11 protein-coding genes are annotated in these 14691 nt (G+C 71.0%); 5 read left to right on the top strand and 6 right to left on the bottom strand.

The genetic code is table 11. From position 1 onward, the window contains the following. Window positions 1–29: 29 nt before the first annotated feature. The 3 genes from ABFX81_RS26760 (at window position 30) to ABFX81_RS26750 (ending at window position 3386) form a co-directional block, all read left to right on the top strand. Window positions 30–725 (top strand): hypothetical protein, encoded by a 696-nt coding sequence (locus ABFX81_RS26760; RefSeq protein WP_346138782.1) that lies wholly within the window; start codon window positions 30–32, stop codon window positions 723–725. Window positions 726–803: 78 nt separating this feature from the next. Then, window positions 804–1622 carry a DsbA family protein gene (locus ABFX81_RS26755; protein WP_086853764.1) on the top strand — a complete coding sequence of 273 codons (819 nt, stop codon included), beginning with the start codon at window positions 804–806 and terminating at the stop codon, window positions 1620–1622. A gap of 93 nt (window positions 1623–1715) precedes the next feature. Next, window positions 1716–3386 (top strand): alkaline phosphatase D family protein, encoded by a 1671-nt coding sequence (locus ABFX81_RS26750; RefSeq protein ID WP_086853766.1) that lies wholly within the window; start codon window positions 1716–1718, stop codon window positions 3384–3386. Window positions 3387–3396: 10 nt separating this feature from the next. Here ABFX81_RS26750 and ABFX81_RS26745 read toward each other — a convergent pair whose 3' ends face one another. Further along, window positions 3397–3966, bottom strand: coding sequence for a dienelactone hydrolase family protein (locus ABFX81_RS26745; protein WP_086853779.1), 570 nt, complete (start codon window positions 3964–3966; stop codon window positions 3397–3399). Window positions 3967–4073: 107 nt separating this feature from the next. Between ABFX81_RS26745 and ABFX81_RS26740 the strand changes: the two genes are divergently transcribed. Continuing rightward, window positions 4074–5201 (top strand): mechanosensitive ion channel domain-containing protein, encoded by a 1128-nt coding sequence (locus ABFX81_RS26740; RefSeq protein WP_086853768.1) that lies wholly within the window; start codon window positions 4074–4076, stop codon window positions 5199–5201. 108 nt (window positions 5202–5309) lie between these two features. Here the strand turns inward: ABFX81_RS26740 and ABFX81_RS26735 are convergent, their stop codons facing one another. The 5 genes from ABFX81_RS26735 to ABFX81_RS26715 all read right to left on the bottom strand — a co-directional run bounded on the left by ABFX81_RS26735 (window position 5310) and on the right by ABFX81_RS26715 (window position 10824). Beyond that, window positions 5310–6896, bottom strand: coding sequence for a Na+/H+ antiporter (locus tag ABFX81_RS26735; RefSeq protein WP_086853769.1), 1587 nt, complete (start codon window positions 6894–6896; stop codon window positions 5310–5312). A gap of 95 nt (window positions 6897–6991) precedes the next feature. Then, window positions 6992–7471, bottom strand: coding sequence for a GNAT family N-acetyltransferase (locus ABFX81_RS26730; RefSeq protein WP_086853771.1), 480 nt, complete (start codon window positions 7469–7471; stop codon window positions 6992–6994). Next, window positions 7468–8412, bottom strand: coding sequence for an RluA family pseudouridine synthase (locus ABFX81_RS26725; RefSeq protein ID WP_086602782.1), 945 nt, complete (start codon window positions 8410–8412; stop codon window positions 7468–7470). Before ABFX81_RS26725 ends, ABFX81_RS26730 begins: the two co-directional genes overlap by 4 nt. A gap of 64 nt (window positions 8413–8476) precedes the next feature. Continuing rightward, the gene (gene lspA, locus ABFX81_RS26720) at window positions 8477–9097 is read right to left on the bottom strand and encodes a signal peptidase II (RefSeq protein ID WP_086853773.1); all 621 of its coding nucleotides are present in this window, start codon (window positions 9095–9097) and stop codon (window positions 8477–8479) included. Window positions 9098–9186: 89 nt separating this feature from the next. After that, on the bottom strand, window positions 9187–10824 hold the full coding sequence (locus ABFX81_RS26715; protein ID WP_346138781.1) for a TraR/DksA family transcriptional regulator: 1638 nt from the start codon (window positions 10822–10824) through the stop codon (window positions 9187–9189). Window positions 10825–11448: 624 nt separating this feature from the next. Here ABFX81_RS26715 and ileS point away from each other — a divergent pair. After that, on the top strand, window positions 11449–14601 hold the full coding sequence (gene ileS / locus ABFX81_RS26710) for an isoleucine--tRNA ligase (RefSeq protein ID WP_086852447.1): 3153 nt from the start codon (window positions 11449–11451) through the stop codon (window positions 14599–14601). Window positions 14602–14691: the final 90 nt, after the last annotated feature.

The following is a 14691-nucleotide window of genomic DNA, read 5'->3' as shown; positions in this document are numbered from 1 at the left end:
AGGCCCCCGTGACAGACTCTCCTTTCGCTATGGACATATCCGGGATCCAGCTCAGAGCCGTACGCGCGGCGCTGTTCACGGCAGTGGTCGTGACGCTCAGCACCGCGTCGCACGTGCTGCTGTCCCGGGTCCCGCTGCCGGTGGGCACGGTGGCCGCGGTCGCCGCCACCGTGTTCGTGATCGCGTACGCCCTGGCGGGCCGCGAGCGCTCCTTCGGGCGGATCGCGGCCCTGCTGATCCCGCTGGAACTGGCCGCCGACACGGTGTTCACCACGGGACAGCACGCCTGTTACGGCCGGTCGGGCGGCCCGGTCGCCGGCCCGCTGCGGTCGGTCGGTCTGGACGTGCTGTGCGGCGGCGGCGAGGTCGGCACGCCGCTGGCGCGGATGGCCGGAGCCACCGGCACCGACCGGCTCGCGACCGTGGTCGCGCACGCCGACCCGGCCACCGCCTGGCTGCTGCTCGGCGCGCACGTCGGCGTGGGACTGGCCGCCGCCGTCTGGCTGCGCCGGGGCGAGCGGGCCCTGGCCCAGCTGCTGCGGGCGGTGGCGGGGACCACGTTCCGTCCGCTGCTGCTGGCGGTCGCCGCGGTGACGGTGACGCGGGCCCCGGCCGGGCCCCGGCTGCCGTCGCGGGCCGCCGACCGCACGTCCACCGCCCGCGACCGGATCCTCGCCCACTCCCTGGGACGACGTGGACCGCCGTGCTCGCCCGCCTTCGTGTGAGGCACCTTTCGAGCACCGGCAGTCCCCCTTACGTATTCCGCACACGACGTGTGCGCGTCCCCGACGGAGAGCATCACCATGAGCAAGCGGAACAGCCAGGCGGCGAAGACGGCGGCCCGTGAGCGGCTGCGCGTCGAGCGCGAGCGCGAGGCCAAGCGGGCGAAGGCCAAGCGGCAGATCATCGTCGCCGCCTCCATAGTCGGTGTCCTGGCGATAGCCGGCGGCATCGGCTACGCGGTCGTCCAGGCCAACAAGCCCACGCACTGGGAGGCCCAGAAGGACGCCAAGGTCGTCGCCCCGGCCAACACCACGGGCAGCAAGGGCACCACGGTCGTCATCGGCAAGGACTCGGCCAAGAAGACCCTGAAGATCTACGAGGACCCGCGCTGCCCCGTGTGCGCCCAGTTCGAGCAGACCGTCGGTCCGACCGTGAAGAAGGACATCGACGACGGCAAGTACAAGATGCAGTTCATCGGCGCGACCTTCATCGACAACAAGGACAACGGCGAGGGCTCCAAGAACGCGCTGAGCGCCCTGGGTGCCGCGCTGAACGTCAGCGACCAGGCGTTCCTCGACTACAAGGCCGCGCTGTACTCGGCGAAGTACCACCCCGAGGAGACGACCGACGAGTTCAAGAAGGACAGCTACCTGATCAAGGTCGCGAACACCGTCCCGGAGCTGAAGAACAACAAGAAGTTCCAGGACGCGGTCGAGAAGGGCACCTACGACGCCTGGGCGATGGCCATGTCGAAGACCTTCGACGACAACAAGGACGGCGTGCAGGGCACCCCGGGCTTCGTCATGGACGGCAAGCAGCTCACCGCCGACAACCAGGGCACGCCGCTGATGACGGTGGCCGACTTCAACCGGGTCGTGGGCGAGGCCCTCAAGAAGTGACGGCAGGTCAGGGACCGGCCGGCATGTGAAGAGCGGGCGAACTTCCTTCAGTTCGCCCGCTCCGGTGCATACCGACCAGTAACCTGATCGCTCGTGACCAGTCGATACAGATCATCGAACACGTCCGAGGGTCTCAACTCCCTCACCCCGCGCCGCCGTACGGTCGTCAAGGCCGCGGCGGCGACCGCTGTCCTGGCCGGGCCGCTGGCGGCAACCCTGCCCGCGCGCGCCGTCGACCAGGCACCCGCCTTCCTGCACGGCGTGGCCTCCGGTGACCCGCTGCCGGACGGCATCCTGCTGTGGACCCGCGTGACGCCCGTCCCGGAGGCGATACCCGGCTCCGGGCTCGGCCCGGACACCGAGGTGAGCTGGATCGTCGCCAGGGACAAGGCGTTCAGCACCGTCGTCGCCAAGGGCTCCACCACCGCGGCGGCCGCCTCCGACCACACCGTGAAGGCCGACATCCGCGGCCTGGAGCCGGGCACGGACTACTGGTTCCGCTTCTCCGCCGGCGGCAGCGAATCCCCCGCCGCCCGCACCCGCACCGCCCCGGCGCCCGACGCGGCCGTCACCAACCTGCGCTTCGGCGTGGTCTCCTGCGCCAACTGGGAGGCCGGCTACTTCTCCCCGTACCGCCACCTCGCCACTCGCGGCGACCTGGACGCCTGGCTGCACCTCGGCGACTACATCTACGAGTACGGCACCGGCGAGTACGGCACCCGCGGCACGGTCGTCCGCCCGCACGCCCCGGCCCACGAGATCGTCACCCTCGCCGACTACCGCGTCCGGCACGCCCGTTACAAGACCGACCCCGACCTCCAGGCGCTGCACGCCGCGGCCCCGGTCGTGGCGATCTGGGACGACCACGAGTTCGCCAACGACGCCTGGTCGGGCGGCGCCGAGAACCACACCGCGGGTGCCGAGGGCACCTGGTCCGCCCGCCAGGCCGCCGCCAAGCAGGCCTACTTCGAATGGATGCCGGTGCGTCCGGCGATCACGGGCACCACCTACCGCCGGCTGCGTTTCGGCAAGCTGGCCGACCTCTCGCTGCTGGACCTGCGCTCCTTCCGCTCCCAGCAGGTCAAGGTCGGCGACGGCGAGGTCGACGACCCGGACCGCACGCTCACCGGCCGCGCCCAGCTCGACTGGCTCAAGGCGGGCCTGAAGGCGTCCGACACCACCTGGCGGCTGGTCGGCAACTCGGTGATGGTCTCGCCGTTCGCCATCGGCTCGCTCTCCGCCGATCTGCTGAAGCCGCTGGCCAAGCTGCTGGGCCTGCCCCAGGAGGGCCTCGCCCTCAACACCGACCAGTGGGACGGCTACACCGACGACCGCCGCGAGATCCTGGCGCACCTGCGGTCCCACGCCATCCGCAACACCGTCTTCCTCACCGGCGACATCCACATGGCGTGGGCCAACGACGTGCCCGTGGACGCCGGCACGTACCCGCTCTCCCCGTCGGCCGCCACCGAGTTCGTCGTCACCTCGGTCACCTCCGACAACCTCGACGACATCGTCAAGGTCCCCGAGGGCACGGTCTCCGCGGTCGCCGCACCCGTGATCCGCGCCGCGAACCGGCACGTCCACTGGGTCGACACCGACCGCCACGGCTTCGGCGTCCTGGACATCACGGCCGAGCGCGCGCAGATGGACTACTACGTCGTCTCCGACCGCACGAAGCGGGACACGACCGCCAAGTGGGTCCGCTCGTACCGCACCCGCAGCGGCACCCAGAAGGTCGAGCGCGCCTACGACCCGGCGTGACCGGGCCTCCCTACAGACTGTCGAGGAAGCCGAGTGCCACCCGCCAGGTGGCCTCGGCGGCCTCCTCGTCGTAGTCCGGCAGGTCGGGATCGGTGTAGAGATGGCCGGCCCCGGCGTAGCGGTACACCTCGACGTCGGCGCCGGTCCGGCCCATCTGGAGGTACCAGGCGCTGAGCCAGTCGTCCGTCTCGAACGGGTCCGGCTCCGCCACGTGCAGCTGGACCGGCAGCTCGTCCGCCGTGACGCCCGGCGCGATGTCCGACGTACCGTGCAGGAGCAGCAGCCCGCGCGCCTTGTCGTCGCCGAGGGCGAGGGTCTGAGCGATGGAGGCGCCGAGCGAGAACCCGGCGTAGACCAGCCCGCGCTCGGAGTAGGGCGCGGCGGCCAGCACGGCCCGCCTCAGCAGCTCGTCCTTGCCGATCTTCTCCTTGTGCTCCATGCCTTCCTCGACCGTGTCGAACGTGCGTCCCTCGAAGAGGTCGGGTGTCCACACCTCGTGTCCGGCCGCGCGCAGCCGGTCGGCGGCCTGGAGCACCGCGGGCCGCAGCCCATGGGTCGAGTGAAAGAGCATGATGTTCATGAGGCCATGGTGCCAGCCGGGTGTGACCGGCCGGGATCGCGGCACTACCCAGGACGCCGCCGAAGTCACATGTTCATGCACCCGGCGAGCCGGTTAGGTTCGGGGGCATGGAGAACCTGCTACGACCGCTGATCGTGGTCGGTGGCTCGGTCGTGCTCACGCTGGTGATCGGCTGGGCCACCGACTTCCTGCTGCGCAAGGCCGACGAACGGCACCACGAAACCCCGCTGTGGGGGCTGCTCCGCCGCGGCCGCATCCCTTACCAGCTCCTGCTGTGCGCGGCCCTGCTGAGAGGGTCGTACGACGAGGCGCAACTGCTGGAGAGCCGCAGGGAGGGCATCGGCCAGGCGCTGACCCTGGTGCTGATCGGGTCGGCCGCCTGGCTGGTGATCCGTATCGCGTCGGCGATCGTCGAGACGTCCTACACCCGGTACGCCAATGCCCGGGCCCACCGCGACCCGGCCAGGGTCCGCCGGGTGCGCACCCAGGTGACGCTGATCATGCGGGTGGTGTCCGCGATCGTCGGTGTGGTGGCCGCGGCGAGCATGCTGCTGACGTTCCCGGCGTTCCGCGCGGCGGGTGCCTCGCTGCTGGCCTCGGCCGGCATCCTCGGCATCGTCGCCGGTGTCGCCGCCCAGTCCACGCTGAGCAACATGTTCGCCGGGTTCCAGATCGCCTTCGGCGACATGGTGCGCATCGGGGACACCGTCGTCGTGGACGGCGAGTGGGGCACGGTCGAGGAGATCACGCTGACGTTCCTGACCGTGCGCACCTGGGACGAGCGCCGGATCACCATGCCGGTGTCGTACTTCACGTCCAAGCCGTTCGAGAACTGGTCGCGCGGCACCCCGCAGATGACCGGCACCGTCTTCTGGCACCTCGACCACACGGCCCCCGTGGACGCCATGCGCGAGAAGCTCCGCGACATCCTGCGCCAGTGCCCGGCCTGGGACGGCCGCGCCTACGACCTGTCCGTCACGGACACCACCCCGAACACCATGCAGGTGCGGGCCCTGGTGACCGCCAAGGACGCGGACGACATCTGGACGGTGCGGGTCACGGTCCGCGAGCAGATGGTCGGCTGGCTGGCCGACGAGCACCCGTACGCCCTCCCCCGGGTCAACACGGCGGACGCGATCCTGCCGCCGTCCCAGAGCCAGAACGGCCATCGCCCGTCCCAGGACGGCGTTCCGCACCAGCGCCGCTTCCACGGCTCGACGCGGCCGGAGCGCTGACGGAAAGGCGAACGGCTAGGGCGTGTCCGTAATTAAAGTGTCGCGGGGCAGGCGGGACTTTGCGGACACGCCCAGGGGCGGACCCGCCGGGAGGGGAAGGCGGGCTGCTCACCGCATGGACCGCACATCCAGGTGCCGCAGCACCCGGTCCACCACCTCCGGGTCCGCCCCGGGCTCGCTCCGCGCCGCCAACACCTCGTGCCGCGCCGCACTCAGCATCTCCTGCTGGATCCGCCGCACCCGCTTCAGCCGCCGGGCCCGCTCCCGGTAGGCGTCCCGCCGCTCGTCCTCGGCCACCTCGGGACTGATCCGCACCGCGATGTCGAACGCCCGCCGCACCATCTGCTCGGACAACTCCTCCGGCAGTTCCTCGGTCTCCTCGATCTCCCGGAGCCTGCGCTTCGCCGCATGGGACGCCCGGATCGCCAACGCCTTCGCGAACTCCTTCTCGACGTCCGTGTCGGCCCGCACCCCCAGCGACCGCACCAGCCACGGCAGCGTCAGCCCCTGCACCACCAACGTCGCCATGATCACCCCGAACGCGATGAAGATGATCTCGTCCCGGCTGGGGAACGGCGCCCCCGCGTCGGTCTCCAGCGGGATGGCCAGCACCAGCGCGACGGAGGCCACCCCCCGCATTCCCGACCACCACATCACCACGGTCTCGCGCCAGCTCACCGGGATGTCCTCGTCGTAGTCCCGCCGCGCGTGCAGCCGTTTGGTGAGCCAGGTCGCCGGCAGCAGCCACAACAGCCGTACGAACACGACCACGCAGACGACGACCGCCGCCCACCCGAGCAACTCGCCCCAGCGGCCGGACGCGGTGCGGATCGCGTTGTGCAGCTCCAGCCCGACCAGCCCGAACGCGACGCCGGTGACGAGCGTGTCGACGATGTTCCAGAACGTGTGCCCGGCCAGCCGCGTCATGACGTCGTCGGCGTCGGACCCGTGCTCCGCGAGGAACAGCGCGGTGGTGAGCACGGCGAGCACTCCGGACCCGTGCAGTTCCTCGGCCATGACGTACGAGGCGTACGGCACCAGCAGGGTCAGCCCGATCTGGAGGGTCGCCTCCCCGAGCAGGTCCATCAGCTTGTTCGCGCCCCAGCCCAGCGCGAGGCCCACGGCCACCCCCACCACGGCCGACAGCACGAGATCGAGCCCGGCCTTCCAGGGTGAGAACGTCCCGCTGACGGCGGCCGCGATCGCCACGTGGTACAGGACGATGGCCGTCACATCGTTGAACAGCCCCTCGCCCTCCAGGATCGACACCAGCCGGCGCGGCAGCCCCAGTTGCCCGGCGACGGCGGTCGCCGCGACCGGGTCCGGCGGCGCCACCAGCGCGCCGAGCGCGAACGCCGCGGCCAGCGGCAGCCCCGGCACGATCGCGTTGGCCGCGGCGGCCACACAGGCCATGGTGACGAACACCAGCGCCACGGCCAGCAGGAAGATCGGCCTCTTGTTCGCCGCGAACTGGCGCCAGGACGTGCGCCGCACCGCGGCGTACAGCAGCGGCGGCAACAGCAGCGGCAGGATCAGGTCCGGCGGGATCTGTACGTTCGGCACGAAGTCGAGCAGCGCGAGGACTATGCCCAGGAGCGTCATCAGCACCGGCGCGGGCACGCTGAGCCGGTCCCCGACCGGGACGCTGATCACGGCCCCGAGCAGCAGCACGAACAGCAGGGCCAACTGATCCACGGTCAGCGCTCCGGAAGGTCAGACGTTCACACGACTGACCTCAAGCCTGCCACGCAACTCCCGGGACAAACCGTTTCGGCACCCTTCACGACGGGCTAAAGCGAACGCCGCATCGCCTGGTGCGGAATGCCCGCCTCCAGGTACTCCGGCCCGTACGCCTCGTAGCCGAGCCGCTCGTAGAAGCCCAGCGCGTGCGTCTGGGCGTGCAGGTCCACGGCCGCGAGACCACGCGCGCGTGCCGCCTCCTCGATGGCCCGCACCAGGGCGACGCCGACACCGAGACCGCGCGCGTGGGCGGCCACCGCGAGCCGGCCGAGGGAGCCCACGGACGGGCCGGCGCCGGTCTGCGCCACGGCCGCCTCCCCGAGCAGCAGCCGCCCGGTCCCGAGCGGCACGCCGTCCTCCCGGACCGCCAGCACATGGACGGCCCCCGGGTCGTACGCGTCGTACTCGATGTCCTCCGGCACGCCCTGCTCGCCGACGAACACCTCCTTGCGCACCGCGAAGCAGGCCTCACGGTCGGCCGGGTCCTCGGCGACCCGCACCACGTACGACGGCGCCGGCCTCCCGCTCATGCGTACGTCTCCTCCCGGACCTGGTCCAGGGCCTTCTGGAGGTCCTCCGGGTACTCGCAGGAGAACTCCGCCCACTGCCCGTCCCCGGGGTGCTCGAAGCCCAGCCGCACCGCGTGCAGCCACTGGCGGGTCAGATGGAGCCGCTTGGCAAGCGTCGGGTCGGCGCCGTACGTCAGGTCGCCCACGCAGGGGTGCCGGTGGGCGGCCATGTGGACGCGGATCTGGTGCGTGCGGCCGGTCTCCAGCTTCACGTCGAGCAGGGACGCCGCACGGAAGGCCTCGATCAGGTCGTAGTGCGTGACGGACGGCTTGCCCTCGGCGGTGACCGCCCACTTGTAGTCGTGCTGCGGGTGCCGTCCGATGGGCGCGTCGATGGTGCCGCTGGTCGGGTCGGGGTGGCCCTGGACGAGCGTGTGGTACCGCTTGTCGACCGTGCGCTCCTTGAACTGGCGCTTCAGCGACGTGTACGCGTACTCCGACTTGGCGACCACCATCAGCCCGGACGTGCCGACGTCGAGCCGGTGCACGATGCCCTGGCGCTCCGCGGCCCCGGAGGTCGAGATCCGGTACCCGGCGGCGGCCAGGCCCCCGATCACGGTCGGGCCGGTCCAGCCCGGCGACGGGTGCGCGGCCACGCCCACCGGCTTGACGATCACGACCACGTCATCGTCGTCGTGCACGATCTCCATGCCCTCGACCGGCTCGGCCACCACCTGCACCGGCGCGGGCGCCTGCGGCATCTCGACTTCGAGCCAGGCGCCGCCGTGCACCCGCTCCGACTTGCCGACCACCGATCCGTCGACCGTGACCTTCCCCGCGGCGGCGAGCTCGGCCGCCTTGGTCCGGGAGAAGCCGAACATACGGGAGATGGCGGCGTCGACGCGCTCGCCCTCCAGTCCGTCGGGCACGGGCAGGGTACGGATCTCGGGAATCGTGCTCACCCGTCGAGTATGCCGGACGGGTGAGACAGCCCCGTACGGAGCCTGTGGACAACCCCTCGCGGGCTCAGTCCTTGTGGACGGTCCCGTCAGGGTCGAGCCCCTTGAACGACAGGAGCACGATCAGGATGCCGCCGCACACGATCGCCGAGTCCGCCAGGTTGAAGACGGCGAAGTGCTTCGGCGCGATGAAGTCCACGACCGCGCCCTCGAAGACGCCCGGCGCGCGGAAGATCCGGTCGGTGAGGTTGCCCAGCGCACCGCCGAGCAGCAGACCGAGCGCGATCGCCCAGGGCAGGCTGTAGAGCTTGCGGGCGAGCCGGGCGATCACCACGATCACCGCCGCCGCGATCATGGTGAAGATCACCGTGAAGGCCTCACCGAAGCCGAAGGCCGCGCCCGCGTTGCGGATCGCCTCGAACTTCAGCCAGTCCCCGATGATCTCGATGGGCGGGTGGTGCTCCAGCTTGGCCACCACGATCATCTTGCTGATCAGGTCCAGGGCGTACGCGAACGAGGCGACCGCGAACAGCACCGCGATCCGGCGCTTGCCCCGGGGCCGCTCGGCCGCCGTCGGCTCATCCGCGCCGGACGCCCCGGCGGCCGCCGCCTCGCCGGGTCGCTCCCGCCCGTTACCGGCCGCGTCCGGTGTGTCCGGCGTACCGATGATGCGCTCCGCCTCTGCCACGTGAGTCCCTCAACCTAGGTGCCTGACTGAGGACGAGGGTACGGCACACCCCGGGCGCCCCACGTGCTCAGGAGGCATTCGGCGGCCGGTCAGTAACGGCGCTCCTGCTTCTGCTTGCACTCCACGCACAGGGTGGCCCGCGGGAAGGCCTGCATGCGGGCCTTGCCGATCGGGTTGCCGCAGTTCTCGCACAGGCCGTAGGTACCGGCGTCGAGGCGTTCCAGGGCGCGCTCGGTCTGGACGAGCATCTCGCGCGCGTTGGCGGCCAGCGCCAGCTCGTGCTCGCGCGTGATGTTCTTGCTGCCGGTGTCCGCCTCGTCCTGACCGGCGCCGTCCCCGGAGTCCCGCATCAGACCGGCGAGCGACCGCTCCGACGACTCGAGCTCCTCACGCAGCCGGGTCTCCTCGGACGTCAGCTCGGCACGCGCCTCCTCGACCTCCGCCTCCGTCCAGGGGTCCTCGCCCGGGCGTACCGCGAGCTCACCTGGCTCCGCCGCGGCCCCCCGTGCCTTCGGAACAGCGGTCTTGGCCGCCGTCGCCGTGCCAGGAGTCTTCTTAGCACCCACCGTCGTCGCTCCCGTCTGCTGCGCGGCCTCGGCCGCACTCGCCTTCTTGGCCGTACTGCTCCCGGCCGTGTCCTGTGTGACGGCACGGGTCCGGGCCGCGCCCTTCCCGCCTCCGCCCTTCGTGGTGGTGCTCCCGCCTCCGGCGCGAACGCCCTCGGCCTCGACGCGCTTCCCAGCGGCACCGGCCTTGGCGGCCTTCGCCCTCCTGACAGCGGCCTTCTTTGCCGCCGCCTCCCTGACCGCCGTCTCCTTGACTGCCGCCTTCTTGGCCCCCGTCTCCTTGACCGCCGCCTTCTTGGCCGCCGCCTTCTTGGTCCCCGTCTCCTTGACCGCCGCCTCTGTGGCCGCCACGTTCTCGGCCGCCGTCTCCTTGGCCGCCTTCCCGACCACAGTCTTCCCGGCTGCCGCCGTCCTGGCTGGAGCCTTCCTGGCCGACGCCTTCTCGGCTGCCGCCTCCTTGACCGCCGCCTTCTTGGCCTGCGTCTTCCTGGCCGCCGCCTCCCTGGCCGGCACCTCTGTGGCCACCACGTTCTCGGCCGCCGTTCCCTGTGCCGCAGCCTTCCCGGCTGCCGCCGTCCTGGCTCCAGCCTTCCTGGCCGGCACCTCCTCGGCTGCCGTCCCCTCGGCTGCCGTCCCCTTGGCCGCAGCCTTCTTGGCCGGGGCCTTCTCCGCCGCGGCCTCCTTGGCTGCCGCCTTCCCGGCTGCCGTCCCCTTGAGCGCCCTCTCCTTCGCGGGGCCCTCCTTCGCCGGGACCTTCCCGGCCGCGGCCTCCTTGACCGCCGTCTTCCCGGCTCCCGCCTTCTTGGCCGCCGTCCCCCTCCCGGTCGTCGCCTCGGCCGTCTCCTCAGCCGGAGCCTTGGCCGCGGCCCCCCTGGCCGCGGCCTCCTTCGCCTCTGCCTTCTTGGTAACGGCCTCCTCGGCCTTGGCCACCACTTTCCCGGCCACGGCCTTCTTGCCCGTCACCTTCTTGACCGCCGACTTCGTCTTCTCGACAGCCGCCTTCGTCCCCTCGGTCGCCTTCCCGGCCGCCCCCTTCGCCGCCCGCCCCGCCGAGCCCCCCTGCGTGGTCTTCTTCCCGCCCACATCCTTGGCCGCACCGCCGGAGGCCTCCGCGGACCTGCCGGACGCCGGCTGCTGTACGGCGGTCTTCTTCGCCACCATGGCCGCGGCCCCTTCACATATTGTGATCTTGCTCGCGAATCGTGCTGGGACGATAAATCGACTTGAGTCCCGCGGCAACGGGGCACACCGCCCGATTCGCCCGCCTCGCGCACGCCGCGCGGCGAACCTGCATCCGTTGTGCCCAGCTCCCCGCCGGGTAATCCGCCGAGCCGGACGTCCCAGGATCCGAACACCCATACCTCAGCATTCGGGTCATCAAACCCATATGTCACCCATTACGACGTCTCTCACGGCTCCCCGTCCCCGGCAGCCCCGAAAACCGGTCGGCCGCTGTCCGTGCGGCGCCGTACACTGGGCGGAGCGAGAAGCATGGATGGGGACGAGTAGCGGCGTACGCAGCCCAGAGCGACCCGGGGACGGTGGAAGCCCGGGGGCGAGCGCGACGTGAAGATCACCCCGGAGCCGCCGGAAGAAAACCGCCGCCGAGCGCAGTGGCCAGTAGAACCGGCATCGCGACCCCAATGAGGGGGCTCACCGGCGCACACCCCGCACCGGAGGGCCAAGGAGGGTGGTACCGCGGGAGCGCGCCGAAGGCGGCGCAGGCAGACGTAGCTCTCGTCCCTCCGGACGGAAGGCAGCAAGTCCGCCGGAGGAAGCCCGCTGATGACATCGCCGACGTATCGCCAGGTACCCGCCCAGGTCGACCTGCCCGCCCTCGAGCACGCCGTGCTCGACTTCTGGCGCGAGCAGAAGATCTTCGCCAAGAGCCTGGAGCAGTCCGAGGGCCGCCCCGAATGGGTGTTCTACGAGGGCCCGCCCACCGCCAACGGCATGCCCGGCGCCCACCACATCGAGGCCCGCGTCTTCAAGGACGTCTTCCCCCGCTTCCGCACCATGCGCGGCTACCACGTGGCCCGCAAGGCCGGCTGGGACTGCCACGGCCTCCCGGTGGAGCTCGCCGTGGAGAAGGAGCTCGGCTTCTCCGGCAAGCAGGACATCGAGGCGTACGGCATCGCCGAGTTCAACGCGAAGTGCCGCGAGTCGGTGACCCGGCACACGGACGCCTTCGAAGAGCTCACGACCCGCATGGGTTACTGGACCGACCTCACCGAGCCCTACCGCACGATGGACCCCGAGTACATCGAGTCGGTCTGGTGGTCGCTCAAGGAGATCTTCAACAAGGGCCTGCTGGCCCAGGACCACCGCGTCGCCCCCTGGTGCCCCCGCTGCGGCACGGGCCTGTCGGACCACGAGCTGGCGCAGGGCTACGAGACGGTCGTCGACCCGTCGGTCTTCGTCCGCTTCCCGCTCACCTCCGGCCCGCTGGCCGGCGAGGCCGCGCTCCTGGTGTGGACGACGACGCCCTGGACGCTCGTCTCCAACACGGCGGTCGCCGCGCACCCCGAGGTGACCTACGTCGTCGCGACCGACGGCGAGGAGAAGCTCGTCGTCGCCGAGCCGCTCGTCGCCAAGGCCCTCGGCGAGGGCTGGGAGACCACCGGCCAGACGTTCACGGGCGCCGAGCTGGAGCGCTGGACGTACCAGCGACCGTTCGAGCTGGTCGAGTTCCCGGAGACCGAGGGCGGCACGCACTACGTCGTGAACGCCGAGTACGTCACGACCGAGGACGGTACGGGTCTGGTCCACCAGTCCCCCGCCTTCGGTGAGGACGACCTCAAGGTCTGCCGCGCGTACGGCCTGCCGGTCGTCAACCCGGTCCGCCCGGACGGCACGTTCGAGGAGGACGTCCCCCTCGTCGGCGGCGTCTTCTTCAAGAAGGCGGACGAAAAGCTCACCGAGGACCTCCAGCAGCGCGGCCTGCTCTTCAAGCACATCCCGTACGAGCACAGCTACCCGCACTGCTGGCGCTGCCACACCGCGCTGCTCTACTACGCGCAGCCCTCCTGGTACATCCGCACCACCGAGGTCAAGGACCGCCTCCTCGCGGAGAACGAGAACACCAACTGGTTCCCGGACACGGTCAAGAACGGCCGGTACGGCGACTGGCTGAACAACAACATCGACTGGGCGCTCTCCCGCAACCGCTACTGGGGCACGCCGCTGCCGATCTGGCGCTGCGAGGACGACCACCTCACCTGTGTCGGCTCCCTCACCGAGCTGACCGAGCTGACCGGCACCGACCAGTCGGGCCTGGACCCGCACCGCCCGTTCATCGACGGAGTCACCTTCGCCTGTCCCCAGGAGGGCTGCGGGAAGACCGCCACGCGCGTGCCGGAGGTCATCGACGCCTGGTACGACTCGGGTTCGATGCCGTTCGCGCAGTGGGGCTACCCGTACAAGAACAAGGAGATTTTCGAGGCGCGTTACCCGGCGCAGTTCATCTGCGAGGCCATCGACCAGACCCGCGGCTGGTTCTACACGCTGATGGCGGTCGGCACGCTGGTCTTCGACAAGTCGTCGTACGAGAACGTGGTCTGTCTGGGCCACATCCTCGCCGAGGACGGCCGCAAGATGTCCAAGCACCTGGGCAACACCCTGGAGCCGATCCCGCTCATGGACCGGCACGGCGCCGACGCGGTCCGCTGGTTCATGGCGGCCGGCGGCTCCCCCTGGGCGGCCCGCCGCGTCGGCCACGGCACCATCCAGGAGGTCGTCCGCAAGACGCTCCTCACGTACTGGAACACGGTCGCCTTCCAGGCCCTGTACGCCCGCACGTCCGGCTGGGCCCCGTCCGAGGCCGACCCGGCCCCGGCCGACCGCCCGGTCCTGGACCGCTGGCTGCTGTCCGAACTGCACGCGCTCACCGACCAGGTCACCCAGGCCCTCGACGCCTACGACACCCAGCGCGCCGGCAAGCTGCTGTCCGCGTTCGTCGACGACCTGTCGAACTGGTACGTGCGCCGCTCCCGCCGCCGCTTCTGGCAGGGCGACAAGGCGGCGCTGCGCACGCTGCACGAGGTCGTCGAGACGGTGACGCAGCTGATGGCCCCGCTGACCCCGTTCATCACCGAGCGGGTGTGGCAGGACCTGATCGTCCCGGTCACCCCGGGTGCCCCGGAGTCGGTCCACCTGTCGTCCTGGCCCGAGGCCGACCTCACCGCCATCGACCCGGAGCTGTCCAAGCAGATGGTGCTGGTGCGCCGGCTCGTGGAGCTGGGCCGTGCCACGCGCGCGGAGTCGGGCGTCAAGACGCGTCAGCCGCTCTCCCGCGCCCTGATCGCGGCGACGGGCTTCGAGACGCTCGGCTCGGAACTGCGCACGCAGATCACGGAGGAGCTGAACGTCGAGTCCCTGGCGACGCTGAGCGAGGTCGGCGGCTCCCTGGTCGACACCACCGCCAAGGCCAACTTCCGCGCGCTGGGCAAGCGTTTCGGCAAGCGCGTCCAGGACGTGGCCAAGGCCATCGCGAACGCGGACGCGGCCGCCCTGTCCCTGGCCCTGCGCGAGGGCACGGCGTCGGTGGAGGTCGACGGCGAGACGGTCACGCTCGCTCCGGACGAGGTGATCATCACGGAGACCCCGCGCGAGGGCTGGTCGGTGGCGTCCGACTCGGGTGCGACGGTGGCGCTGGACCTGGAGATCACGGAGGAGCTCCGCCGCGCGGGTCTGGCCCGTGACGCGATCCGCCTGATCCAGGAGGCCCGCAAGAACAGCGGCCTCGACGTGGCCGACCGCATCGCCCTGCGCTGGACCGCCACGGACCCGGCGACGGTCGCGGCGCTCACCGACCACGCCGGCCTGATCGCCGACGAGGTCCTGGCGACCGACTTCGCCGCAGGCGACGCGGACGACAGCTACGGGAACCCGTTCACGGACGAGGGCCTGACGCTGACGTTCCGTCTGCGCAAGGCCTAGCCACAGGGCCCACAGACCGAAGGCCCACAGACCGAAGGCCCGGACCCGCCAAAAATCTTGGTGGGTCCGGGCCTTCGGCGTTGCGTACGC

This window comes from Streptomyces coeruleofuscus (assembly GCF_039532725.1).
In the GTDB taxonomy this organism is placed as follows: Bacteria; Actinomycetota; Actinomycetes; order Streptomycetales; family Streptomycetaceae; genus Streptomyces; species Streptomyces coeruleofuscus.
The sequence above is the reverse complement of the archived record's forward strand: the minus strand, read 5'-3'. Positions and strand labels throughout refer to the sequence as shown.

Bases quoted from the DNA above. Each gene is read 5' to 3' on its own strand.
- ABFX81_RS26760 (WP_346138782.1), top strand. From the start codon at position 30: ATGGACATATCCGGGATCCAGCTCAGAGCCGTACGCGCGGCGCTGTTC.
- ABFX81_RS26755 (WP_086853764.1), top strand. From the start codon at position 804: ATGAGCAAGCGGAACAGCCAGGCGGCGAAGACGGCGGCCCGTGAGCGG.
- ABFX81_RS26745 (WP_086853779.1), bottom strand. From the start codon at position 3,966: ATGAACATCATGCTCTTTCACTCGACCCATGGGCTGCGGCCCGCGGTG.
- ABFX81_RS26740 (WP_086853768.1), top strand. From the start codon at position 4,074: ATGGAGAACCTGCTACGACCGCTGATCGTGGTCGGTGGCTCGGTCGTG.
- ABFX81_RS26730 (WP_086853771.1), bottom strand. From the start codon at position 7,471: ATGAGCGGGAGGCCGGCGCCGTCGTACGTGGTGCGGGTCGCCGAGGAC.
- ABFX81_RS26715 (WP_346138781.1), bottom strand. From the start codon at position 10,824: ATGGTGGCGAAGAAGACCGCCGTACAGCAGCCGGCGTCCGGCAGGTCC.
- ileS (WP_086852447.1), top strand. From the start codon at position 11,449: ATGACATCGCCGACGTATCGCCAGGTACCCGCCCAGGTCGACCTGCCC.